Annotated in this window: 19 protein-coding genes; 10 read left to right on the top strand and 9 right to left on the bottom strand. The window is 41.5% G+C overall.

The features are described from left to right. Nucleotides 1-14: 14 nt before the first annotated feature. From IQ13_RS18090 to IQ13_RS18070, 5 genes are all read left to right on the top strand, one after another. Nucleotides 15-2,087 (top strand): PKD domain-containing protein, encoded by a 2,073-nt coding sequence (locus tag IQ13_RS18090; protein WP_144888037.1) that lies wholly within the window; start codon nt 15-17, stop codon nt 2,085-2,087. Between the two features lie 18 nt (nt 2,088-2,105). Continuing rightward, nucleotides 2,106-3,005, top strand: coding sequence for a PKD domain-containing protein (locus tag IQ13_RS18085; RefSeq protein ID WP_144888036.1), 900 nt, complete (start codon nt 2,106-2,108; stop codon nt 3,003-3,005). Nucleotides 3,006-3,008: 3 nt separating this feature from the next. After that, a complete protein-coding gene (locus IQ13_RS18080; RefSeq protein WP_144888035.1) occupies nt 3,009-4,040 on the top strand; it encodes a family 16 glycosylhydrolase in 1,032 nt (343 codons plus the stop codon). Between the two features lie 232 nt (nt 4,041-4,272). After that, on the top strand, nt 4,273-5,079 hold the full coding sequence (locus IQ13_RS18075; protein WP_144888034.1) for a glycoside hydrolase family 16 protein: 807 nt from the start codon (nt 4,273-4,275) through the stop codon (nt 5,077-5,079). 30 nt (nt 5,080-5,109) lie between these two features. Then, nucleotides 5,110-7,341, top strand: coding sequence for a glycoside hydrolase family 3 N-terminal domain-containing protein (locus tag IQ13_RS18070; RefSeq protein ID WP_144888033.1), 2,232 nt, complete (start codon nt 5,110-5,112; stop codon nt 7,339-7,341). A 57-nt stretch (nt 7,342-7,398) separates the two neighbouring features. On the opposite strand, the gene IQ13_RS18065 is transcribed toward IQ13_RS18070, so the two are convergent. The 3 genes from IQ13_RS18065 to IQ13_RS18055 all read right to left on the bottom strand — a co-directional run bounded on the left by IQ13_RS18065 (nt 7,399) and on the right by IQ13_RS18055 (nt 10,059). Then, on the bottom strand, nt 7,399-7,986 hold the full coding sequence (locus IQ13_RS18065) for a DUF4136 domain-containing protein (RefSeq protein ID WP_144888032.1): 588 nt from the start codon (nt 7,984-7,986) through the stop codon (nt 7,399-7,401). Nucleotides 7,987-8,094: 108 nt separating this feature from the next. Beyond that, on the bottom strand, nt 8,095-8,856 hold the full coding sequence (locus IQ13_RS18060) for a LytR/AlgR family response regulator transcription factor (protein WP_144888031.1): 762 nt from the start codon (nt 8,854-8,856) through the stop codon (nt 8,095-8,097). A gap of 30 nt (nt 8,857-8,886) precedes the next feature. Beyond that, on the bottom strand, nt 8,887-10,059 hold the full coding sequence (locus tag IQ13_RS18055; RefSeq protein ID WP_144888030.1) for a sensor histidine kinase: 1,173 nt from the start codon (nt 10,057-10,059) through the stop codon (nt 8,887-8,889). Between the two features lie 335 nt (nt 10,060-10,394). Between IQ13_RS18055 and IQ13_RS18050 the strand changes: the two genes are divergently transcribed. The 4 genes from IQ13_RS18050 to IQ13_RS18035 all read left to right on the top strand — a co-directional run bounded on the left by IQ13_RS18050 (nt 10,395) and on the right by IQ13_RS18035 (nt 16,119). After that, complete coding sequence (locus tag IQ13_RS18050; protein WP_199758309.1) at nt 10,395-11,396, top strand: Kelch repeat-containing protein; 1,002 nt, start codon at nt 10,395-10,397, stop codon at nt 11,394-11,396. 29 nt (nt 11,397-11,425) lie between these two features. Beyond that, nucleotides 11,426-12,739, top strand: a complete 1,314-nt coding sequence (locus IQ13_RS18045) for a DUF4270 family protein (protein WP_144888028.1) — start codon at nt 11,426-11,428, stop codon at nt 12,737-12,739. 54 nt (nt 12,740-12,793) lie between these two features. Further along, a complete protein-coding gene (gene bamG, locus IQ13_RS18040) occupies nt 12,794-14,044 on the top strand; it encodes a BamG family beta-barrel-assembly machinery protein (RefSeq protein WP_144888027.1) in 1,251 nt (416 codons plus the stop codon). A 236-nt stretch (nt 14,045-14,280) separates the two neighbouring features. Beyond that, a complete protein-coding gene (locus tag IQ13_RS18035; protein WP_158637438.1) occupies nt 14,281-16,119 on the top strand; it encodes a lectin-like domain-containing protein in 1,839 nt (612 codons plus the stop codon). A 38-nt stretch (nt 16,120-16,157) separates the two neighbouring features. On the opposite strand, the gene IQ13_RS18030 is transcribed toward IQ13_RS18035, so the two are convergent. The 6 genes from IQ13_RS18030 to IQ13_RS18005 form a co-directional block, all read right to left on the bottom strand. After that, on the bottom strand, nt 16,158-16,607 hold the full coding sequence (locus IQ13_RS18030; RefSeq protein ID WP_144888025.1) for a hypothetical protein: 450 nt from the start codon (nt 16,605-16,607) through the stop codon (nt 16,158-16,160). A gap of 105 nt (nt 16,608-16,712) precedes the next feature. Then, the gene (locus tag IQ13_RS18025) at nt 16,713-17,612 is read right to left on the bottom strand and encodes a hypothetical protein (RefSeq protein WP_144888024.1); all 900 of its coding nucleotides are present in this window, start codon (nt 17,610-17,612) and stop codon (nt 16,713-16,715) included. A gap of 174 nt (nt 17,613-17,786) precedes the next feature. Beyond that, nucleotides 17,787-18,446, bottom strand: a complete 660-nt coding sequence (locus IQ13_RS18020) for a hypothetical protein (protein ID WP_144888023.1) — start codon at nt 18,444-18,446, stop codon at nt 17,787-17,789. After that, a complete protein-coding gene (locus IQ13_RS18015; RefSeq protein ID WP_144888022.1) occupies nt 18,443-19,471 on the bottom strand; it encodes an LLM class flavin-dependent oxidoreductase in 1,029 nt (342 codons plus the stop codon). Before IQ13_RS18015 ends, IQ13_RS18020 begins: the two co-directional genes overlap by 4 nt. 99 nt (nt 19,472-19,570) lie before the next feature. Then, the gene (locus tag IQ13_RS18010) at nt 19,571-21,496 is read right to left on the bottom strand and encodes a PAS domain-containing sensor histidine kinase (protein WP_144888021.1); all 1,926 of its coding nucleotides are present in this window, start codon (nt 21,494-21,496) and stop codon (nt 19,571-19,573) included. Nucleotides 21,497-21,804: 308 nt separating this feature from the next. Beyond that, nucleotides 21,805-22,221: a hypothetical protein gene (locus IQ13_RS18005; protein WP_144888020.1), complete on the bottom strand. Its 417-nt coding sequence runs from the start codon at nt 22,219-22,221 to the stop codon at nt 21,805-21,807. A gap of 147 nt (nt 22,222-22,368) precedes the next feature. On the opposite strand from IQ13_RS18005, the gene IQ13_RS18000 reads away from it, so the two are divergent. After that, a complete protein-coding gene (locus IQ13_RS18000) occupies nt 22,369-23,598 on the top strand; it encodes an S-adenosylmethionine:tRNA ribosyltransferase-isomerase (RefSeq protein ID WP_144888019.1) in 1,230 nt (409 codons plus the stop codon). Nucleotides 23,599-23,700: the final 102 nt, after the last annotated feature.

Below are 23,700 nucleotides of genomic sequence, written 5' to 3'. Positions count from 1 at the left end.
AAAATTGAAGCATCATGCGTACAATTAAAAATATATTACAGGTTGCGGTTCTGCTGCTCGTGGTAACGGGTTGTAAGCCGGAGCTGAACGATGATCTCTCATTTCTTACAACGGTAACCAACTCTGCAAAGCTGTCGGCGTTGTTTGAAATTACACAAGACAATACAGGGAATGTTACCATTACACCAAATGGTGAAGGTGCTGTATCGTACGACATCTATTATGGTGATGGTACAGCGGTGCCTGCCAAAGTACAGGCGGGCAAAAACACTACACACAAGTATGCTGAGGGTGTGTACAATGTGAAAATTGTTGGTTACAACATAACCGGCAAAACAACCGAAGCAACACAACAGTTAACTGTATCGTTCCGTGCTCCTGAAAATTTAGAAGTAACAGCCGATGTGGATGTTGCCAATAACTTTAAGGTAAACGTAAGTGCCAAGGCTAAATACGAAACCATGTTTCGTGTGTATTTTGGCGATGTGCCTAACGAAGTACCGGTATCGTTTATGGAAGGTGAAACAGTTAGTCATACGTACGCTGCTGTTGGTACATATACTGTAAAAGTGGTTGCATTAAGCGGAGGCGCTGCAACAACGCAGTTTACAAAAACCATTACCATTGTTGATCCGGTGTTACTGCCATTAACATTTGAGTCTTCAACCTTACAATACAACTTTACCAACTTTGGTGGTGGTGTTGTTACTTTAATTGATAACCCGTTTAAAACAGGCATTAATACAAGTAATAAAGTAGGAAAGATGGTAAAGAACGCACCGGAGGTTTGGGGCGGCAGCGTAATTACATTAGGTGCACCTATTGATTTTTCTGCAAATAAAATCTTCCGCATGAAAGTGTATTCGCCACGTGCGGGTGCAAAGGTATTGTTGAAGGTAGAAAATGCAACTGACGGCAGTATTAACTTCGAAAAAGAAGTAAGTACAACCGTTGCGAATGGTTGGGAAGATCTTGTGTTCGATTACAGTGCCATCAATACAAGCAACAGTTATCAAAAAGTTGTACTCATTTTCGAATTGGGTACAGTTGGTGATGGTTCTGCAAACTTTACATTCTACTTTGATGATATCCGATTGACGAACAGTTTGCCATCTGCACAAATTGATTTACCAGTAACGTTTGATGCAGCAGGTGTAAATTATACAATGACAGATTTTGGTGGCAATGCTACTGTTGATGGTGTTGATCCGGATAACAATGCAAACAAAATAAAAGTAACTACCAAAACAAACGGAGCAGAAACATGGGCAGGTACAACCATTGGTACAGCTAACGGGTTTGCTACTAAAATTCCGTTTGCTGCCAATGCAACTAAAATGAGTATGCGTGTGTATTCGCCTGCTGCCGGAATTCCTGTACGTTTGAAAGTAGAAGACAGAGCAGATGGTACGAAATCGGTAGAAACACAGGTTAACACAACTGTTGCCAATGCATGGGAAACACTCACGTTTGATTTTACCAATAACGTAAGTGGTACACCAGCATTAAACCTTGCAACCAATTACCACAAAGCATCGGTATTCTTCGATTTTGGAAATGGAGGATCAGGTAAAGTCTTCCGTTGGGATGATGTGCAAATGGTAGCACCAAGTGCAGCCGGGATTGCTATTCCGCTGGATTTTGAATCAAGCTCGCCTTATACGATTACCGATTTCGACGGTGGTAACTTAACCATCATCAACAATCCGCAATCGGGTGGTATTAACACCAGTGCAAAAGTTGCACGCATGGTAAAAAATGGCGGACAACCATGGGGCGGTAGTTTTATTACACTTGACCAGGTTATTGATTTTTCTGTAAAGAAAACTTTTAAAATGAAAGTGTATTCGCCACGTGTAGGTGCAAAAGTGTTACTGAAAGTTGAAAACCTTACCAATGGGGCTCTCAACTTCGAAAAAGAAGTAAGCACAACCGTTGCCAATGGTTGGGAGGAACTAACTTTTGATTACAGTGCAATCAATACAGCTAACACTTATCAGAAAGTGGTACTCATTTTCGATTTAGGTACAGTGGGTGATGGTTCAGCCAACTTTACGTTCTTAATCGACGATATCCGTCTTCAATAACATTTTAAATCAAAGTATATGCAACTCTCAATAAAGTCATTTTTACTCATTGCTTTGTTTGCAGCATTTGTTGCAGCAGGATGTGAGAAAAAAGAATACACGCTTGGTGCTATTAAAACGCCGGTCGATCTTACGCTTACTGCAACCGTAGCAGGTGTAAATGCCAGTAATCCCGATGGAAATGGTACAGGTAATGTAACCGTTACAACAACGGCTACCAACGCCATTACATATAAAATTGATTTTGGTGATGGTAAGTCGTTGATTGTTCCGTCGGGTACAATCAATTATAAATACAACAACCCCGGAACATTTGAATATGTAATTACCGTGAATGCGATTGGTACAGGTGGTGTTACTTCTACCATCAGCAAAAAGGTAAAAGTATTTGTAGCATTTGAAATACCTGCCGATATTGTTCAGAATCTTACAGGTGGTTCTTCCAAAAAATGGGTAACCGATAACGAAGCACCTGGTCATGTGGGTGTAGGTCCGGCCAATGAGTTTTCTCCAATCTGGTATGCAGCAACACCAAACCAGCGTGATGCCTGTTTGTACGATGACGAGATCACTTTCTCAAAAGATGCCAACAATAACATTTATATGAGCATCGATAACAAAGGTCAGTCCTTTTCAATTGGTGCCGCATCTACATTTTATGGTTTTGGCGGCGGCGATGCCTGCTTGGGTATTAATACAGGCGGCAATAAAAAGCTGGCCTTTATGAATGCAACATCAGCATCAACACCAGCCATTTCAACGCGCATCCAGTTTGAAGTGCCGGGTAATGGAATTATTAACTTTGGTACCGGCGGTACTACGTACGAAATATTGTCGCTTACTGCAACAACAATTCATTTGCGTAACATCGGTATTGATGGAAACGCATGGTATCAAAAATTAAAATTGAAACCGTAATTCATGTTACGACAAATAGCTTTCATAGCAATCGTTACCGTGTTGTCGTCCCTTTCCTGCAAAAAGGGCGGCAATACCGGTAATACAGATGTAAGTCCGGTAAACCTTGCACTTAGTGCACTGGTTAGTACCGATAACAGTGGAAACGTAGAGTTTACTGCTACTGCAACCAATGCAACTACATACGAATTTGGTTATGGCAATGGTGTATTTGCTCTGGTGCCTTCGGGTAAGGTAACCTATAAGTATCCGGCAACAGGTACGTATACGGTTACAGTTGTTGCAAAAAGTGCATCCGGTAAAACCATTTCAAAGTCCATACAGGTAACGGTAACAGTTGGTTTGTCGCTCATCTTCAGCGATGAGTTTAATACCAACGGAGCGCCCGATCCTGCCAAGTGGGGTTACGATATTGGTAATGGTACCGATGGCTGGGGCAACCAGGAAAAGCAATACTATACCAACCGCACCGATAATGCTGTAGTACAAAACGGGGTACTGCGTATTGTGTTGAAGAAAGAAAATTTCAGCGGTTTTAATTACACATCGGCACGTTTGCTTACTGCCAATAAGTTTTCGTTCAAGTATGGTATTGTAGAAGCAAGAGCAAAGTTGCCTGCAGGTGGTGGTACATGGCCGGCTATCTGGTCGTTGGGTGCAAACATTGGTTCGGTGGGTTGGCCTGCTTGTGGCGAAATAGATATTATGGAGCACAAGGGTAATGATTTGAACCGCATATTTGGTACACTGCATTATCCCGGTCGTTCGGGTGGAAGTGCCGATGGCAGTTCACGTATCATCAGCAATGCATCTACTGAATTTCATCTTTATAAAGTTGAGTGGACAGCCGCAGCAATAAAAATTTATGTTGATGATGTGCTGTATCATACCGTTGCCAATTCCAATGCCATACCGTTCAATCATAATTTCTTTTTAATTATGAATGTAGCCATGGGTGGTACGTTTGGCGGTGCAATTGATCCAAATGTAACGGAAGCGGTAATGGAAGTAGATTATATCCGTGTTTATCAGTAAATCATTCATACAGCAGGAATGGTAAGGTCATTCCCATAATCAATAGCAAAAGCAGATCGTATTTCTTTCTTAAATCAAATATCTTCTGTTTTGCTTTTTGCTTGCCTTACGCCTTGCATGAATATCTTTTTTATGAAATGAGCCATCATAAAATGTTCATTTTCTTACCTACCTGAATGACTATTTTATTGTGGCGAATAACATGTGGCCGAAATCAAATAAAAATTAGCACATGAAAACAAGCACATTACAAGTTATGCTGCTGCTGTTGTTATGCATTGGCATAACAGATGCAAAGGCGCAGAAAAAGAGAAAACTGGTTTGGAGCGATGAGTTTACAACCAGTGGTTTGCCCGACAGTGCAAAATGGAGCTACGATCTTGGCCGTGGTTGCCCGAACAATTGCGGATGGGGCAATAACGAATTACAGTATTACACAGAGAAGCGAAAAGAAAATGCACGAGTAGAAAACGGTAAACTTATTATTGAAGCGCACAAAGAAAAAATGGGTGATGCTAATTATACATCTGCACGTTTAGTATCAAAAAATAAAGGCGACTGGAAGTACGGACGTATTGAAGTAAAAGCCAAGTTGCCTGCAGGTCGTGGTATATGGCCCGCCATCTGGATGTTGCCTACCAACTGGGAATACGGCGGATGGCCGCACAGTGGCGAAATTGATATTATGGAAAATGTAGGTTACTGGCCCGATTCGTTATTTGCAACAGTACATACGGGTGCATATAACCACGGACAGGGTACACAGGTGGGCAGAGCTGTATCAGTAAAAGATCTGTCAACTGCATTTCATGTGTATGCGATTGAATGGACAGCCGATAGAATTATTTTCTTACTCGATGGAAAAGAATACCACCGTTTCAATAATAAAAAAGCAGGCAGCGAAGCATGGCCTTTCGATAAAGAATTTCATTTGCTGCTGAATATTGCTGTTGGTGGTAACTGGGGCGGTAAGTTTGGTGTAGATGATGCCATCTTTTCGCAGCGTATGGAAATTGATTATGTTCGTGTGTATCAATAACGATTGTTTTAACTCTTAATCAACACAATTATGAAACGTGTTGCACTCTTACTCGTTTTTTCGTTAAGTACTGTACTTCTTTCTGCGCAAACAACCAATGTAGCCAAGATGAATCGTTTTCTCGATTCGTTACTACGGATAATGACATTGGAAGAAAAGATCGGACAGATGAACCAGTACAGCAGCGATTTTGCTGCAACAGGTCCTATTACAAAAGATGGCGATAAGCAAACACAGATACGTAAAGGACTCATCGGTTCTTACCTCAACGTTACCGGTGCCGAACGTACCCGTTCATTACAGGAAATTGCTATGCAGAGTCGCTTGAAAATTCCGTTACTGTTCGGGCAGGATGTGATTCATGGTTACCGCACCATCTTTCCTTTGCCCCTGGCAGAAGCTGCCAGCTGGGATATGGATGCTATAGAGTTGAGTGCACGCATTGCAGCTATTGAAGCAAGTGCAGCAGGTATACATTGGACGTTTGCGCCGATGGTTGATATCAGTCGTGATCCACGTTGGGGTCGTGTAATGGAAGGTGCAGGTGAAGATCCGTTGCTTGGTTCGTTTATTGCAAAAGCAAGAGTAAAAGGTTTCCAGGGAAAAGGTTTTGGTTATACCGATGCCGTGCTGGCCTGCGTAAAACATTTTGCAGCGTATGGTGCAGCAGTTGGTGGTAGAGATTATAATTCGGTTGACATGAGTAACCGTATGCTGTATGAAACATACCTCCCTCCGTTTAAAGCAGCAGCCGATGCAGGTGCTGCAACGTTTATGAATTCCTTTAACGATCTCAATGGCATACCGGCTACAGGTAATCGCTTTTTACAGCGTGATATTTTAAAAGGCCAGTGGAAGTTTACCGGTTTTGTAGTGAGCGATTGGGGAAGTGTTGGTGAAATGGTCAATCATGGTTACGCAAAAGATAATTACGAAGCAGCGATGCTTGCTGCAAATGCAGGCAGCGATATGGATATGGAAAGCCGTGCTTACATACAGCATCTTGCTCGTTTGGTAAAAGAAGGCAAGGTGAAGATGAGTGTTATTGATGATGCCGTGCGTCGTATTCTGCGGAAGAAATATGAGTTGGGTTTGTTTACCGATCCATATAAGTTCAGCAACGTAGAACGGGAGAAACAGCAATGGAATAATCCGCAGCATCTTGCAGCAGCAAAAGAAATTGCAGCAAAAAGTATTGTGTTGCTGAAGAACGAAAAGCAACTGTTACCCATTTCAAAACAGACAAAGAAGATCGCACTTATTGGTCCGCTGGTAAAAGCTGTAAAAGAACATCTCGGTTTCTGGAGCTACGATTGGGATGATGATTCCGTTCGTGTGCCTAGCCTTTACCAAGCCGTACAAAATAAAGTGAGCAGTGCAACACAATTGCTATATGCAAAAGGTTGTGAACTCACCGATACAAGTAGTACAGGATTTGCAGAAGCAGTAAACACTGCCGCTAATGCAGATGTGGTGGTAATGTATGTGGGTGAAAAAAGAGATATGAGTGGCGAAGCAAAAAGCCGCAGTAATATTCACATACCCGGTGTACAGGAAGAGTTGATCAAAGCAGTTGTTGCAACAGGAAAACCAGTTGTGGTATTAATTGCTGCCGGTCGTCCATTGGTGTTTAACTGGACGGCAGAAAATGTTCCTGCAATTCTTTATACCTGGTGGTTGGGTACAAAAGGCGCCGATGCCATTGCCGATGTGTTGTTTGGTGATTATAATCCTTCGGGTAAATTGCCCATGACGTTTCCCAGAAGCGAAGGACAGATTCCTGTTTACTACAATCATTACAATACCGGCCGTCCGGCAAAAAGCGAAACAGATGTTAACTATGTTTCGGCTTATACTGATCTGCTCAATAGTCCGCAGTATCCATTTGGTTTTGGCTTGAGCTATACACAATTTGAATACAGCGACATTCAGCTGAACAAGTCTTCTTTCAAAGCAGGCGAAACATTAACAGCAACTGTTACTGTGATCAACAACGGCAATTACGATGGTGAAGAAGTGGTACAGTTGTACACAAGAGATATTACCGGTTCGGTTGTTCGTCCGGTGAAGGAATTAAAAGCGTTTCAAAAAATTAAGCTGAAAAAAGGCGAAAGCAAGCAGGTACAGTTTACGCTTACCGCAAACGATCTGCGTTTTTACAACGGGCAGCTGCAATACATTTACGAGCCGGGCGAGTTTCACCTGTTCATCGGTGGTAACAGCCGGGATGGTAAAAAAGTAAAATTCGAATTGAAAAAATAACCGACTATTGATTTTGAACAAAACAAAACCCTTTCAGTAATGAAAGGGTTTGTTCTTTTATCGTTTCGCCAAATCGGCTTTTTTGAAAATGGAGCGTACCACTGCATCAATTTCTTTCGATGTAAGATTACGGCTGCTCACTTCATCTGTTGCCCATCCTTGCCAAACAGTCTTGCCGCTTCTTGCATCAATCATGCTAATGGTTACGGTACCCTCTTTAATACTGCGTTCACTTCTGTCGTAACCAATAAACTGCGAAGGGTAGTTTACAAAAAAGTAACGACGGTAATACGGACTGTAAAAGGCTCTTGTAAATGGTTGTGAGTAAACCGGATCATTGTTTTGTACGGTAGAACGTTCAACCAGTAAATCGTAACTGAGTAAAATATCGGGTCGGCGTTTTGTTTCCTCAAAGCCTGCTTTTTGTAACTGCTTGTTTACGGCTGTGCGAATATTGCTTTCCGTAATATCGTTACGGTTATTACGGTCTTTTCGTCCTTCACCATCTTTATCAACCCATGCAAAAGTTTTGTAACGGCTGAAATCGACAGACTTATCTTTTTCGATATGTGCCGATGGTCCGCAGCTCGAGAAAAGAAAGATAAGTGCCGGGACAAACATCCATCTGCTCCAATAGTTTTTCATATAACCTCCTTTGTTTAAGTAGTATGTTCAATTAACGTACCACTGACTGCGGCGGATTACTGTCGTTTATTAAAGCATTGTGAAAAACCTGATTTTTTGAACGGAATTTTAACTTTTCAGCCAGTTGAGGAAAGCGGACGCTTTTGTTTTATTAATGATGATTTCTTCTTCTGTTTTAACATGCAGTTTAATGAAGAGTTTACGTAAACTGTAATGTTCCACTTCTTTTACACTCTCTTTGTTGATAAGAAATTGCCTGTTGGCACGAAAAAATACATTGCCGCATAAATGCTCCAGCTCTTCCAATGTATAATTGGTGTGGTAGCGCTGATTTAGAATGGTTGTTAAAGAAGTGAGTTTATGCTCTACTTTAAAGCAGGCTACTTCGGTTGTTTTAACCGGTATAATTTTATTGCCATTGCTGATGAGTAATACAGGTACTTTGGTTTGCTGACCGGTAATGTTTGCCAACAACGCTTCGTAGTTAATTGCAGGCTGCTTACTGTTGTTCTGCACCAGCATTTTGTACTTACTGAGCGCATTTTTAATGCTTGTTCTGGAGTATGGCTTCAGTACATAAGCAATACCGTTGTAATCGAAAGCCTGCAATGCATGATCGTGATAAGCTGTGCAGTAAATAACCGGTATGGTTGGTTGTACAGTCTTGAAAATTTCAAAACTGTACCCATCGCCAAGCTGAATGTCGCTGAAAATTAAATCTGTATTTTGTGGGTGTTCAGAAAAATAGGAGAGTGCTTCTTTTACCGAACTGAGTACAGCCGTAATTGTAATTGACGGATCAATTTGCGTAAGCAGTTCGCAAAGCTCATCCGAAACCAGTTGCTCGTCTTCAATTAAAACAATACGCATGTGCAGTAGTGATTTAGTGTTATAGTTTTATCAGGAAAGTATTTTAATGGTTACAGCAAATTCCTTGTTGCTGGTTTGTACTACAACTGTTTCGTTGGCCAGCAAGCGGTAACGCTCAGCAAGGTTTTGCAGACCGATGCCGGTAGATTCTTCGGAATACGCTTTCGGCTGCCTGTTGTTTTTGATGCTGATGCTGTTTTTTTCTTGTTTATATTCAATCGAGATATGCAGAGGTTTTTCACTGGAAAGTGCATTGTGTTTAATAGCGTTTTCAACCAACGTCAATAAAGCATATACCGGTAATTTTCCTGATGCTTCATAGAGTTCGGAATTTGTAACTGCGTAGGTTAACATCGATTGAAACCTTGTTTGCTGCATATCGAGATAGGTAAGACAAAACCGCAGCTCATCATTTAAGTTTACCAACGAGTCGTGTGCGGTACTGGTGGAAAAGCGTAAAACATCGGCCAGCTGTAATAAATAATGTTCGGCTTTTTGCAGATCCTTTTTCATCAGTAACCTTAGTGTATTAAGTGAGTTGAACAGGAAATGCGGATGCAGCTGCATTTTTAACTGGTTGTTTCTTGCTTCAAGATTACTTTGACGCAAAGTCTGGTTTTCGAGTTCTATTTTTTGTTTGCGAAGTGTCAATAAAAAAAGTTCACACACAACAAGGATAATCATGTTGATGGTGAGTGCATGTATAAACTGCGGAAAGAAGAAGCCACGGTGATTGAGCCGGTCTTTTACATTAAGCAAACGCACTGTTTTAGTTTCATCTGACGATGTTACAGGTAAAGGCATTTGCATGTTTGAAAATCCGATCACTGATTTTTGATGTAAATCGGGTTTGACAAGTTTTCGATCTGCAAGTTTAATTTGTGGAGGAGGAAAGTAAGTGCGCATAATATCTGACAAACCCATTGCAATAAAAAACGAAAGACAAACACTGATTACCGAACGGACAATAATCTTTTGCAGAAACGGAATACGCTGCTCAAGTACCAGTAGTGTGATGTTTATAACCCAGAATAAAAAAGTAATACCTGTAATAAATGCGATACCCGGAATAAAAACCGAGAACCTGTTGAACTCAAAACGAACAAATGGAATACCTGCTAGTAAGCCAAATAAAGGAGTGGTGATGAGTATAGTGAGTAAAAGTTTGTTCCGTAGTTTTTTGTTTTTTAAAATTTCATTCATACACAGTAGCTAAAGCGGCAAAGTTGCAGGCTGCTGGTTGTTTTTTCAATATTGACAATGGGCTTTAACAATCTTTACTGTTAACAGTTTTAGGATTTGGTGTTCGTTTTTTTGCAGCAGAAATCACTATTTCTCTTTAACTGGTTTCGTGTACACTTTACTTCCGCTTTTGTCCATTTCAGCCCCTTTAACATTTTCTTTCGTACAGGTTTAAAAAATATTTGCCCATCAGAACAGGCTGCTGTGCCGTTGCAGGCAGCATACATCTTCACTAAACTTTTTCAGGAATGACAATTCAATTTATTGCAATGCACAAGAAGGTTTTTAGCACAGTTATGTACTTGTTTTTGCTGGCCGCACTCGTATCGCTTAATGCCTGCAGCAAAGCATCGAATGATGATGACGATGATGCAACAGGTAACTGGAAACGCAGTTACGAGTTTGAAGGCGTTGGCCGTACAGAAGCCGTAACATTCACCATTGCTAACAAAGTATTTGTTGGCTTAGGTTATGATGGAACCGATCGCCTGGTGGATTTCTGGGAATTCGATCAGGCAACAGGCACATGGTACAAACGTGCCGATTTTCCCGGAGTTGCACGCAACAGTGCAGTAGCATTTGCAGCAAACGGCAAGGGTTACGTTGGTACGGGTTATGATGGTATCAAAAAACTAAAAGATTTCTGGGAGTACGATCCTGTAACAAATACATGGAAGCAGGTAGCCGATTTTGGTGGCAGCGAACGTTATGGTGCTGTTGCTTTTACCATTGCCGATAAAGGGTATGTAGGTACAGGATACGATGGCAACTATTTAAAAGATCTGTGGCAGTACGATCCGTTAACCGATACATGGACACAGAAAGCAAGTTTGGCAGGAAGTAAACGTACCGATGCAGTAGCGTTTGTACATAACGATAAAGCGTATGTTGTAACAGGTATTAACAACGGCAGCTATCTCAACGATTTTTGGGTGTACGATGCAACAGCAAATGCGTGGACAGAAAAAAGAAAAATTACCAGTGTAAGTGATGAGGATTATGATGATTACTATGGCAACAATATTACCCGGAGTAACGCAGTAGTATTTGTGATAAATGATATTGCTTATCTATCAACAGGGAATATGAGTTCGGTACTCAATACAACATGGGCATATAATATAGCTAACGATACATGGGAAGCTAAAACAGGATTGGAAGGAACAGCACGTGAAGGCGCTGTTGGATTTGCCGTAAACAGCAGAGGGTTTGTTACAACAGGTCATAACAGCAGTTCACGGTTTGATGATCTGTGGGAGTTCTTTCCGTTTACAGAACAGAGCGATGACGATAATTAATATCCTTTTACTTCTTTAAAATTTTAGCTATGCGCAAATGGCCGGTTCAATCAGGTGCAATACTGGTTGCAGTACTGTTGTTGTTACAGGGGTGCCAAAAGGTGGGTATTAATTTTGCTGAACCAGATTATACCAACGATCCGAATGTAACCTACTACAACAATTTTGAAACAGAAACAGGAACATTTAAAGTTGATTCATTTGTTACGTCGGGTAGTTCGCTGTTTACTGTTGGTTATAACAATGATCCTTATATGGGAGTAACAACGGCGGCCTCCTATGCCGAGCTGCAGCTGCCGGGTGAAAACCCGGTGGCGAATGCCGGAGTTGTATTTGATTCGTTACAATTACTGTTAACACCCAAAGGAAGTTTTTTAGGCGACAGTACATTGCCGTTCACGATCAATGTGTATCGGCTGTCGCAAAACATCCGCAATAAAAACAGTACAAACTTCTTTAATACTTCTTCCTTTGCACATTACAGCGAAAAGATCGGTTCGCAAATCTTTAATCTTTCCGGTAAAGCAGGAACAGCTATTGCTGTAAGGTTAAGCGATGCTTTAGGCCAGGAAATACTGCAGCACTTTGTTAAAAGTGCTGTGGAAGTATCGGACTCCAGTAATTTTTACGAATATTTTAAAGGTATTTGTATTGCTGCGGATTCTGTTTCAACAAAGGCTGTAACATCGTTTAGCAGCGGAACAGATGCATTGGTTCGGTTAACTTATCATGAAAAGGGATTATACACTACGTATAAGCATCTCGATTTTATGTTTACAAATACACGGCAGTTTAACCGCATTCAATTTCGTACCACTACCACAAATCTTGCAGCTGCAGTAACAGGAAGATCGCAATTGATCAGCAGCAGAATTACAGGAGGGTATAGTTATCTCAACAGCAGTTTTGGCTCGTACATCAGGGTTGGTTTTCCTGCTTTACTTACGTTGAAAGAGAAAAGTCCAAACCTGCGTGTACTCAGCGCAAAACTTTTGGTGAAACCACACAGCAGTACCCGGACATTACCGTACCGGTTGCCATCAACACTGTATTTGTATTCTACCGATAATACCAATTTGCCGGTTGCAGGATTTACCAATGGTGATGCCAGTAATCCTGTAATGTTAACAGGCAACCTTGTTATTGATCAGTTATACGGAAGGGATACGCATTACAGTTACGATGTAACAGGGTTTATCAATTCAAAAATTGCCGAAGGACAGTTTTCACAATCGGCCATTTTAATTGCACCTGCATCGAGTGGATTCAACGATGGGTTTCACCGGCTTATTCTGCAGGGAGATGATGCTGTGCAGTTACAGCTTTATGTACTTGGACTTTAATGCAGATGTATCCACTTTGGTGAATAAGCTTTCCAAAGCAACAATCATACATACATGAAACAACAATATATTTTTCTATCTACTGCACTGCTGTTAGCAGGCAGCAGCATGGCACAAAATATTTCATCGCCTTACTCCGTATTAGGAATCGGCGATCTGGAAATAACCGATCACGGACGTTATGCTGCCAGTGGCAGTGCATCGGTTTCGAGAAGAGAAGTGGGGTACTATAATTTTTCCAATCCAGCTTCTTTAACTGTCATACCGTATAAGAATATCAATCTCGATATGTCGTTTCGTGGACGAAGCAGCAAATACAAAATGCCGGGTGCCGATACGATTATTGGCCCGGCCAGTGATTTTATTGTGAAGAAAGTTTCGTTGGCATATAAAATGACACCGAAGTCGGCTTTTGCAATAGGGTTGCGGCCATATAGTACGGTCGATTATCAGTATGTAAGCAGCTCCAATCTTAACGATCCCAATCTTGATTACCTCCGTTACACGCAAGGCACAGGTGGTATCTATCAAACCTACTTTTCGTATGCACATACATTGGGTAAACAATTTTCAGCAGGTATTACTACATCATGGTTATTTGGTTCGTTACAAAACACTACCAGTTTTTACAGCGATGCATACGCTCTTACGATTGATAAAAAGGAAACAAAATTTTACAACAGTGCCGGTATTACTGCTGGGTTACAGTATTATTCATCCGATAAAAAGAAATGGCAACACAGTGTTGGTGCAACCGTGTCGTTGTTCAGCAAATTGAAAGGGTACAGCCAGATCGAATATATTGAAGCGGATACAATGCTGAGTAGAACTAAAGCCGAAGATATCAGCTTTGCAATGCCGGTATCAGGTAGCCTGGGTTATAGTCTTGCAAACCGTAATGGGTTATCGTTTCATGTACAGGGTACTTATCAACAATGGCCCTTACAAAAAATCGCTTACAAGAACATCTCTATACAGGATGCGGTTGGTTTTAATGCCGGCATGGAGTACAGCAACAAGGTAAAAATAAACGACTACACAGTTGAGAAGTATTACCTGGCTCTTGGTTTACGTTACGATCAAAGTTATCTCGCCACCGGCAGCAACCGTTTAGTTGATTATGCCATTACGTTTGGCGGGGGCAAAAATATTACACCAACAATGGGCATTAATATCAGCATGGAGGCGGGCAAAAAAGGGAATAGTTCGCTGAACCAGGTACGGGAGAATTACTTCCAGTTTTCCATTGGCGTTACGCTGAAAGATATCTGGTACAGCTCGAAGAAGTTTGGGTTGTACCGGTAGTAATGTTGGTTCAGGTGTTTGCAGGTAGTAAAGCGGGCTGATAAAGAGTTTTGGGCACCATTTTGAGGTAGCCTCCGTTAACAGGGGGTCTTTATTATGCGGGAAACAAATGTTTTTACCGATTTTTATACTTTCGTATACAGGTTTTTCGTTATTAGCACTAGATTTGAGAGCGAAGGCTATTGATATAGGGCACACAGGCCCATCCAAACCTAAAGAACCATACCAAGATGCTTATGAAACCATTTGTACTCTTTCTTTGTTTTTTCCTGTTTATTTTTTGCAGTATTAACAGTTACGCCCAGCAGTTTTTTACTCAGGGTGATGCGGTGCTGGTAGATCCGATCACCTATCGCATAACACCCAGCCAAGGGGGTAAAACAGGGATGATAACCAATCTTTATCCTGTAAACCTGGCGCAAAATTTCACGATCAATTTTAAAATCAATCTTGGTGTAAATGATGCCGGTGGTGCCGACGGGCTTGCATTCGTTCTCAGCAATATTTGTTCCCCTACTCTGGTAAGTGGCCAAGGGTTAGGCGCTTCAGGCATACCCAACTCTATTGTTATCGAATTTGACACCTATACGAATGGCCCCACTATGAACGATATTGATGGTGATCATACCGGTATTTATGCCGATGGTCAATTAAATGCCGGTGGAAATATTATGGATGGGGGGACCGGTTTGCCGGTTTGTTTGCGCAGCAGTTGTGCCAATATGGAAGATGGAGCCTGGCACGATGTGCGGATTACATGGGAGTATTTGAGTGCCACATCACAGCGCATCAGTATTTTATTTGATGGTGAATTACGGGCTACTTCTACCCGTAACCATATTGCGCAACGTTTTGCAAACAATACCAATGTGTTCTGGTCGGTTTCAGGTTCTACCGGTGCTGCCAGCAACCTGCAACAGTTTCGTGTAGTAGATAACAACAATAATAATTTTGCTGTTTGTTCCGGCAGTACCGTTACGCTGAATGCGCCAACGCTTGGCAGCAATTATGTATGGACGGGTGGTTCAACTTCTACAACCAATACTGCCACGTATACGTTTACAACCAATTCTACCATTTCCTGCAGCTATAGAGATTATTGCGGCATAAGCCGTACTGTAAATTTTACCATTACAGCTAACCCCAATCCAGTGGTTAGTGTTCAGGATATTAATGTGTGCGAATTAAATCCACCACCATTAAAAGCAACACCTGCAGTAGCCGGCACTTATAATTATGTGTGGACCGTTCCTGCCGGTGCAACAAACCCCGGTAATGTGGCTTCGTTTACAACACTTGTGCCTGGAGCGTATACGGTGATAATAACAAATCCAACTACAGGCTGTGCAAGTGCACCAGCAACAGGTAATGTTATTACAGCTCCTGCAATTGATCCTGTATTTAGTTCTATACCCGATACCATTTGCCGTGGTAGTGTGTTGGCTTCATTTCCTTTAACATCCGACAACGGAATTACAGGAACATGGTCGCCTGCTCCTAATAACCAAACCACCACTACTTATACGTTTACGCCCGCAGGTAATGTGTGTGCCTATACAAAAAGAGTAACGGTTGTAGTAAACAATATACCTGCCGCCGACTTAAGTGCATTTAAAACAATCTGCACAGGAGAGGTGATTGTACTTGATCCGAAAGCAACAGGTTATAGTCTTTCGTATCTGTGGCAGGATGGAAGTACAGCTCCTGTTTACAATGCAACAACGCCGGGTACATATACCGTTACGGTAAGTAATGCCTGTGGAAGCACTACAGCTTCGGCTACATTGGCGAAATCGGTTTGTAATATTTATATCCCAACTGCCTTTACACCTAACAGCGATGGATTGAATGATTTCTTCCGTGTAATGGGCGCTTCCTATATCCGAACTTTTTCAATGGAAGTATTTAACCGCTGGGGCCAACGCCTGTACAGCAATACCAATCCGTTTGTTGGATGGGATGGAACATTCAGGGGTATGCAGCAAGATGCAGGCATGTATGTGTACTATATCCGGTATACCAATCTTATTGGCGAGGCAAGTGTGGTGAAAGGAACATTTACATTGCTGCGATAAATAGCAGTATGTTTTCAATAAACATTTCAAAAAACGAGTCAGCAATACAGTTGTTTGTTTTCGTTATGTGCAACAGGAGTTCTGTTGTGCATGTACCAATCAATTACCCGTTCCCGTAAACGATCGTACAGATCATCTTCCGTATAAGGATGGTTTCCGTCACTGAGGCGGTCCAGGTCTTTCCTGATCTGTTGAATTGTTGCTTTGTCAAAAATCTTTTCATCTGTTAAATACCTGCGTAAGTAAGTAATAAGCAGGCCGTGGCATTTGGGGTTGAAGTTGATGTTGCCGTTGCGTTGTGCTTCATCGGCAAGTTTTTCAATAGCACGCAGCAGTTCGCCCTGTACTGTTTTGGCCTGTCCCGATTTGGGTACATAGGTTTGCCAGATGTACCTGCCGGTATCGAGATATTGTTCCTTGGTTAGTTTTTGTGCAGTGAGCTGATGACAAAATAGAAACGCAAGAATAAAGAGTGAGCATGCTTTCATTTGGGGTTGACTTTAAAACGATTCTTAATTTGAGATTCGTGAATACATCTTATTTAATAGTGAAATGGTTGCACTTGATTCATTACTGAAACCATATTCATGATTTTACTTATCTACGAATGCTTTTGTTTCTGGTAAACGATCTAATCGGATGATGGTACCTGTTTTTTCAGTCTGATATTGCAGGCAGTTGGCACAAAGCTGAGTAAGTTTATAACGGTACTTCTTGCCATTTTCTGTAAACACGAGACTGCTGTCTGCTGTGTTTAGTGATACCATTCCATGATCTCTTTTCAGCACCGAATCCTGAAGCATCCGTTCAAATATACATGTGCCATTTTTCCTAATAGTTAGTTTACTATATTCATCTTTGGCTCTCGAAATCGAATCAGCAACAAATCTCCAAGACCCATTGAGCTTTGTAAAATCTATTCCTGTACTGCAGGGTAGAGCGAAATAAAAAGTTCCTTTTTTAAATGTTGAAAGCATTTTAGAGTTGGCAGATTTTAATTCTCCTTCGAAATTTACAAGCTCGTTTTTTGATTCACGTAAGCTCCAGTTCAGCCTTTGTAAATTTTCAATAAAATGAATGAATTGATCAAGTGTATCATTTATTTCCAGATCATAACTGTAAAAATGTATACCCTGTGCATCTTTAAATTCAGTGTAAATGGAGGGTCCGCAGCAGAAGTCGCCCTCGTTCATTGGTATCGTAATACTGCCGTTCTTAAACTGTTTTAATGTTCGAACGGTATTGATGAACGTATCAAGCAAATTGGAATTAGCTATTCTTCCCGTAAGCGTTTTATGCGATACTGAATTTTGTGTAAAAGTCATTTGACAGATGAGGGAATCTTTTACAGGATCAAAGTAGGCATAACCATCTAAGCCGCTACCATTGCAAGAATAAATTACTTTGATGTATTCAAAACCAATATTTCGGTTTTTTCGACCGCACCCAACTAGTAAAAGCAGAAATAATGAAAGAATAGAAAATCTTAGCATTGACTTGCGGTACTTAATTGAAGGCTATATTACAAAAAGCAATTCTATTTTGCAATAATGTACTTGCAACAATACATTTATTGTATTTATGTTTCATTTAGGTTATGTGTAGAAAACTAAAAGAAAAGTTGAGTATGCTTTTATGAAAACGAAAGGCCGCCAGATTATGCATAATTATAAATAAAGCTCAAACTTGTATTTAAGCGATTCTATTTTAATTTCTTCTTTATTTCTGTTTTGCAAAGTAATTGGCTGTTTAAGCTTGTAGGTAAATTTTTCTGCTTCTGTTTTAGATATTAACTGATCGCCTTTCTCATCACAGACTTCATATTCTTTTTTACAAAAGACAGTTTGTGTTGAAATATTGTATTCGAATAGCAGCCAATACTCGCATAACTTACCATAGTAACTTTTGTAGCCAATCAGTTCAAAACGGTTATTTTGAAAACGGTATTTGTCAGTTGTATTCCATTTCCAGCTGCTGCCACCAGATTGATAAACAAGCAAAATACCTTTATTGATTTCTATACTCTCAAACGGATCACCCATCATGCCTCCGCTTTTACTATTGCCAATGGCGGTTGTAGATCGATGCCAGATAATCCATTTATCTTTTTGTTTTTTATAAATAATCAGCTCACGATTTATTCCTTCTTCGTCATCATCCGGAGATTGTGACATGTTGTAAACAAAAGCTTTTTCCGCAATACCATCTTTGTTCAGATCGCCGGTTGCTTCATTAATCAATTTATAATGTTTAGGTACAAGATTGCTTTGCGCTTTTGCAAACTGACATGTATAAATAGAGATTAATAGGCTAATGATGCGTTTCATTTCTTCAATGCCTCCCGCACCTTCGGTGCAATCTTTGTTCCGTAAATTTCAATCGACTTCATCAAGGCTTTATGCGATGGTCCACCCACATCCATGTGTGCCGAAAAACGTGTAAGGCCAAACAGTTCCTGCATCTGCAGAATTTTATCAATGGCTTCGTTAGCATCGCCTATAATCAACGCACCATCTTTACTTCTGCCAAAATCAAACTGGTTGCGTTGGTAAGCAGGCCATCCACGGCTGCGGCCCACACGATCCATTTGTGCAGAGTAATACGGATAATACTCATCTGCAGTTTGCTTGCTGTCTTCACCAAAAAAGCAATGCATGTGCACGCCTACCTGGAATTTTGTTGCATCGTGTTTGAAGTGTTTGTACACATCACGATAGTATTGAAACAACGGTTGAAACTGTACCGGGCTTCCGCCAATAATGGCAAAGATTACCGGTAAACCAGCTTTACCTGCACGTACAACCGATTCGGGTGTGCCGCCTACTGCAACCCAAATGTTGAGTTGGTCATTTACTGCCCGTGGAAAAATTTCCTGCTTGTTTAACGCTGCACGGAATTTTCCTTTCCAGGTAATGGGGTTTTCGTTATTGATTTTTTGCAGCAGTTCGAGTTTCTCTTCAAACAACGCATCGTAATCGTTGAGGTTGTAACCATACACCGGAAACGATTCAATAAAACTGCCACGACCGGCTGTTATTTCAGCACGGCCATTGCTTAGTTGATCAATTGTTGCAAACTGCTGGTACACACGCACCGGATCTGCCGAACTCAAAACAGTTACAGCACTGCCAAGCTTAATATGTTTTGTAACCGATGCAGCGGCAGCTAAAATAATTTCGGGAACAGATACTGCATAATCGGGTCGATGATGTTCGCCAATGCCATAGAAGTCGAGCCCCAGTTCATCCATTAGTTTTATTTCTTCCATCAGCTCCTGTAACCGCTGACCAACAGGTAACGGTTTGCCATTTGCATAATGATTATCGCCAAACATGCCAAGGCCTAATTCCATAACAATTCAATTTAGCTGCAAAGATAGGCGAGGATGAGCGGGAAGAGAAAAGGGTTGAGGTTAAGGCCGAGGTTGATAGTTAAGGTTGATGGTTGTTTGTCAGTTAGGGATTGCTACTTCGAGTGTACAGCCTTGCCCGGGCGCCGAAGTAAGTTTCATATTACCGGAGTAAAAGTTAACCCGGCTGTTGATGTTTTTTAGGCCAATACCATTGACCGATTGTTTTGTGTCGAAGCCAATACCATTATCGCTTATTGTAAGATGCAGCTGGTTGCCTTTTTGTTTCAGTTCAATGCGAATGTTACTAGCGTAGGCGTATTTGATGATATTGTTGAGTTGTTCCTGTACGATACGGTAAAGCATCAGCTCTTTGTCTTTATCAACTTCAAGTGCATCGTAATCTTCATCCAGCAGCAGTTGAATAGTTAGCTGGTGCGGTTGCTGAATACTTTCAATCAAATCTTCCAATGCCTCTTTTAAACCATCGTGACCAAGCGAAGGTGCTACCAGCGAGTGCGAAAGCTTACGGATATCGTTCATCGCATCCATAAGATGAGCATAGCTCTTGTCAACCAGTTCTTCGTTGTATTTTTTTTCTGTTTTAATCAATCCGAGATACAGTTTAACAACACTCAGCAATTGATTAATATTATCGTGCAGTTCCAGCCCTAATTCGTTGCGTTCTTTTTCCTGTGCAAGGATGGTAATTTCGGTAATGAGTTTTTGTTGCGACAGTTCTTTCCTGTGCAGCTCTTCCTCCATCTTTTTCTGCTCGGTAATATCTACCATAATGCCGCTTAAACGTACCGGTTTATTTCCTTCCATTACAACAGCAACAATGTCCCGCATCCAGATAATTCTGCCATCAGCTGCATGCATCCGGTATTCAAACTGGTGTGCTTGTCCCTGCGCTGTTGTTTGTGCACAATAGTTTACAGCCCAGGTGCGGTCGTCTTCATGTATATGAGCGGGCCAGAAATCAGGCTCATTCAGCCAGCGCTCCAGCGGATAGCCAAGAATCCGTTCGGCCTGCTCGCTCACAAATGTAAAGGCAAAGGTTTGCGCATCGGCTTCCCAAACAATGCCGTCGATGGTATTCATCAGCTGTTGGTAACGCTCTTGCGATTCCCGGTATTTGTATTCAGCCAATAAACGTCGTTGTTCGTCGGCAGCCTGTTTTTCGGCAATACGTTTTTGTTCAACTTTATTAATGATGTATGCAGTGATCCAGATAAGAATACCGAACATGAAAATAACAGCACAAACGAATAAGGTTACCCAAACGGCTACTGAAAAACGTTCACGCAATACACCGTTTAATACATAATAACCCAGCCATACAGAAATAACAACCATGGCAGGTAACAGTAAACGTGCTGCTTTACCTCCCGCATGTTGGTTGGTAATGGCCGCCATAAAACCTTTGTCGCTTCTTGCCAGCAACAATGCGGTTGATAAAAGAATAAAACCAATGCCTGTATGAAACGACAGTGGAACAAACGAAGTAACTACATAGTACGAACTGAGATGATAGATATACCCTGTAAAAGAAAGGATACCTATTCCATTAACGGGCAGAACGATCCATTGTGCGGCAGTAATGCGGTTGCTCTCCAATAACAGCAAGGAAATGCCGCACAATAAAAAAGCAATGGCAGCATGGGGTACAACCTGGTTGGCCATGCCGTTGTACAAAGTAGCATCCACACCTTTCGCATACAACAAATGATCTACCCTCAGGTTAATAAGGCCCATGACATCACCTATGCGCAGCAAAGCAAAAAGGATAACAATGCCCGCACAGCTTTTTGCAATGATGCGTTGATAACCTTGTTGATTGCGTAACAACAACGCTGTGCCGCAAAAAATAAAGGCAACAGCTACCATGGGGTTCATGGCAACTAATTTTGGAAAAACCTGTTTTAGAAAAGCAATGTTTGCCTGCCAGCCAATTAATACCAGTACGCCAATGCCGGTAACGAGTGTTGCTGCTGCATTTGTAATACTTGTGGTAATCCGGTTCAATGCTGTAGGTTGGTTTTAGATTGTCCGGTAATGAAAAAAAGGCTCTGCAATCTGCAAAAGCATCCGGATGGTCTGCTGTACGAACTCAACCTGCCTAAACTCAAATCCATGTGAAAATGTTGGGTTTATAGTATAATGGATTGGGCAATATTAAACAGATTTCAATTATTTCAAGTCAGTTCTTACGCTATAACGGATAAACGGTTGAATTGATTAAAAGAAATAAGTGTAAACGCTTATTCGTACGCCACATCTTTGGTTTATTCGGCGTCTTTTACAATTGATTTTTGCTGTTAACCCGTTGAAGACTATTCGGTTGTTTGTTGCTTTGCCTGTTTTTTACGGCGGGCAATGTACCTGCCGAGGTATACACCTGCAATGGGCGGAACTGAAAAGAAAAAGTAAATAACAAGTTCAAGCGGAATAAGGTTATGACTGCCCCTGTAAACTCCTGCTTCGTAAAAACTTGCAACGGGTAATGCGGCTACCAGCGCAATACCGGCCAGCCACGGATTGAGTTGAAAGAAATACCCCACCAGCGATCCTGCAAGAAAGAAGATGATGCCTGCAAGAAGAGTATAGTTATTCCGCAAAAAATCGGAGTAATAATATTCGCCGGGACTGGGAGGTGTAACTTTTTGCAGGATACTAACAAGTAAAAAAAGTGCAATGCCTGCAAAAATGAGCAATACATATTTTAGTGCAGTAGTAATGGCTTTGGGCATATAGCCAAGTTAGCTTTTTTTATTTATTGCATGAACAGCTGGGTACGGTTGCTGCTAAATAATAATTGAAGCGGTCCTCCTCTGCTTTCAATTTTTTCTTCACTGTTCGGCTGGCAGCTATTCCTGCAATTTCATTTTCTTTGCAGCATGCATCCTTCGCAACTACAAATCAGTGATTTTACATACGATCTGCCCGATGAGCGTATTGCCCGTTACCCTCTCACAGAAAGGGATCTCAGCAAATTGCTTATTTATAAAGAAGGAACAATCATCAGCGATGTGTACCGTCATTTACCGCAACATTTACCTGCCGATGCATTACTGGTGTTTAACAATACCAAAGTGATCGAAGCACGCATCCTGTTTCAGAAAGATACCGGCAGTAAAATCGAAATTTTTTGCCTGGAGCCTGCTGCAGGTGTGGAACTTACACAGGCTATGATGAGCCAGGGGAACGTACGGTGGACTTGCCTGGTTGGAGGAGCCGGTAAATGGAAGCAACAGTTTTTGGAAAAGCCTTTGCAAACACCAAAAGGAGCGGTGTTGCTGAAGGCAGAAAAAATGAATGTACAACAGGGATGTTTTGAAATTGAATTCAGCTGGGATAACACTTATTTCACCTTTGCAGAACTGTTGCATTATGCCGGTGTGTTGCCCTTGCCGCCTTACCTGCAACGCCAGACAGAAGCGGCTGACTATGACCGTTATCAAACAGTGTATGCACGGCAAGAAGGAAGTGTGGCTGCACCAACAGCCGGTTTACATTTTACACCGCAGCTGTTACTGCAACTACAGGAAAAAGGCATTAAACATTCATTTGTTACACTGCATGTGGGAGCCGGTACCTTTCAGCCGGTAAAAAGTACCACCATGCAGGATCATCACATGCACCGGGAGTGGATTGAAGTTGATGCAGATGCCATTGAAGAATTACTGCAGCAACTGCCCAGGCCCGTTATTCCGGTTGGTACAACATCGCTCCGCACCATTGAAAGTTTATACTGGATGGGTGTAAAAGTTTTGCTCAACCCCAATGCAACAATTCATCAACTGGAAGTACAACAATGGGATGCGTATGATCTGCCTTTACAAAATGCATCGGCAAAAGATGCATTGCAGGCATTGCTTGACTGGATGCAGCAACAAAAGCTGCAAAAAATCATCTGCCATACCCAGGTATTAATTGCGCCGGGCTACACAGCAAGAGTGGCTGGTGCTATACTTACCAATTTTCATCAACCCAGCTCAACTTTATTGTTACTCGTGGCCGCTTTAATTGGCGAAGACTGGCGTAAGGTGTACCGTTATGCACTTGCCAACGATTACCGTTTCCTCAGCTATGGCGATGGCAGTTTGTTGTGGGTGAATAAAACTTGACAAGAAGTGACTGCTTTCTCTCATCTTTCAGCTAAAGAATTACTAACAATTCGTAGCCTGCTGAGGCTGCTTTGTGTTGATTTTTCTTGCTCATATGTTTCC

This window comes from Lacibacter cauensis, assembly GCF_007830055.1.
Lineage (GTDB): Bacteria > Bacteroidota > Bacteroidia > Chitinophagales > Chitinophagaceae > Lacibacter > Lacibacter cauensis.
This window is presented reverse-complemented; position numbering and strand designations above follow the sequence as displayed.

Excerpts from the sequence above, each read along its gene's own strand:
- IQ13_RS18005 (WP_144888020.1), bottom strand. The coding sequence starts at position 22,221 with ATGCCCAAAGCCATTACTACTGCACTAAAATATGTATTGCTCATTTTT.
- IQ13_RS18070 (WP_144888033.1), top strand. The coding sequence starts at position 5,110 with ATGAAACGTGTTGCACTCTTACTCGTTTTTTCGTTAAGTACTGTACTT.
- IQ13_RS18030 (WP_144888025.1), bottom strand. The coding sequence starts at position 16,607 with ATGAAAGCATGCTCACTCTTTATTCTTGCGTTTCTATTTTGTCATCAG.
- IQ13_RS18000 (WP_144888019.1), top strand. The coding sequence starts at position 22,369 with ATGCATCCTTCGCAACTACAAATCAGTGATTTTACATACGATCTGCCC.
- IQ13_RS18085 (WP_144888036.1), top strand. The coding sequence starts at position 2,106 with ATGCAACTCTCAATAAAGTCATTTTTACTCATTGCTTTGTTTGCAGCA.
- IQ13_RS18035 (WP_158637438.1), top strand. The coding sequence starts at position 14,281 with ATGAAACCATTTGTACTCTTTCTTTGTTTTTTCCTGTTTATTTTTTGC.
- IQ13_RS18045 (WP_144888028.1), top strand. The coding sequence starts at position 11,426 with ATGCGCAAATGGCCGGTTCAATCAGGTGCAATACTGGTTGCAGTACTG.
- bamG (WP_144888027.1), top strand. The coding sequence starts at position 12,794 with ATGAAACAACAATATATTTTTCTATCTACTGCACTGCTGTTAGCAGGC.
- IQ13_RS18075 (WP_144888034.1), top strand. The coding sequence starts at position 4,273 with ATGAAAACAAGCACATTACAAGTTATGCTGCTGCTGTTGTTATGCATT.
- IQ13_RS18015 (WP_144888022.1), bottom strand. The coding sequence starts at position 19,471 with ATGGAATTAGGCCTTGGCATGTTTGGCGATAATCATTATGCAAATGGC.
- IQ13_RS18050 (WP_199758309.1), top strand. The coding sequence starts at position 10,395 with ATGTACTTGTTTTTGCTGGCCGCACTCGTATCGCTTAATGCCTGCAGC.
- IQ13_RS18055 (WP_144888030.1), bottom strand. The coding sequence starts at position 10,059 with ATGAATGAAATTTTAAAAAACAAAAAACTACGGAACAAACTTTTACTC.
- IQ13_RS18025 (WP_144888024.1), bottom strand. The coding sequence starts at position 17,612 with ATGCTAAGATTTTCTATTCTTTCATTATTTCTGCTTTTACTAGTTGGG.
- IQ13_RS18060 (WP_144888031.1), bottom strand. The coding sequence starts at position 8,856 with ATGCGTATTGTTTTAATTGAAGACGAGCAACTGGTTTCGGATGAGCTT.
- IQ13_RS18090 (WP_144888037.1), top strand. The coding sequence starts at position 15 with ATGCGTACAATTAAAAATATATTACAGGTTGCGGTTCTGCTGCTCGTG.
- IQ13_RS18020 (WP_144888023.1), bottom strand. The coding sequence starts at position 18,446 with ATGAAACGCATCATTAGCCTATTAATCTCTATTTATACATGTCAGTTT.
- IQ13_RS18065 (WP_144888032.1), bottom strand. The coding sequence starts at position 7,986 with ATGAAAAACTATTGGAGCAGATGGATGTTTGTCCCGGCACTTATCTTT.
- IQ13_RS18080 (WP_144888035.1), top strand. The coding sequence starts at position 3,009 with ATGTTACGACAAATAGCTTTCATAGCAATCGTTACCGTGTTGTCGTCC.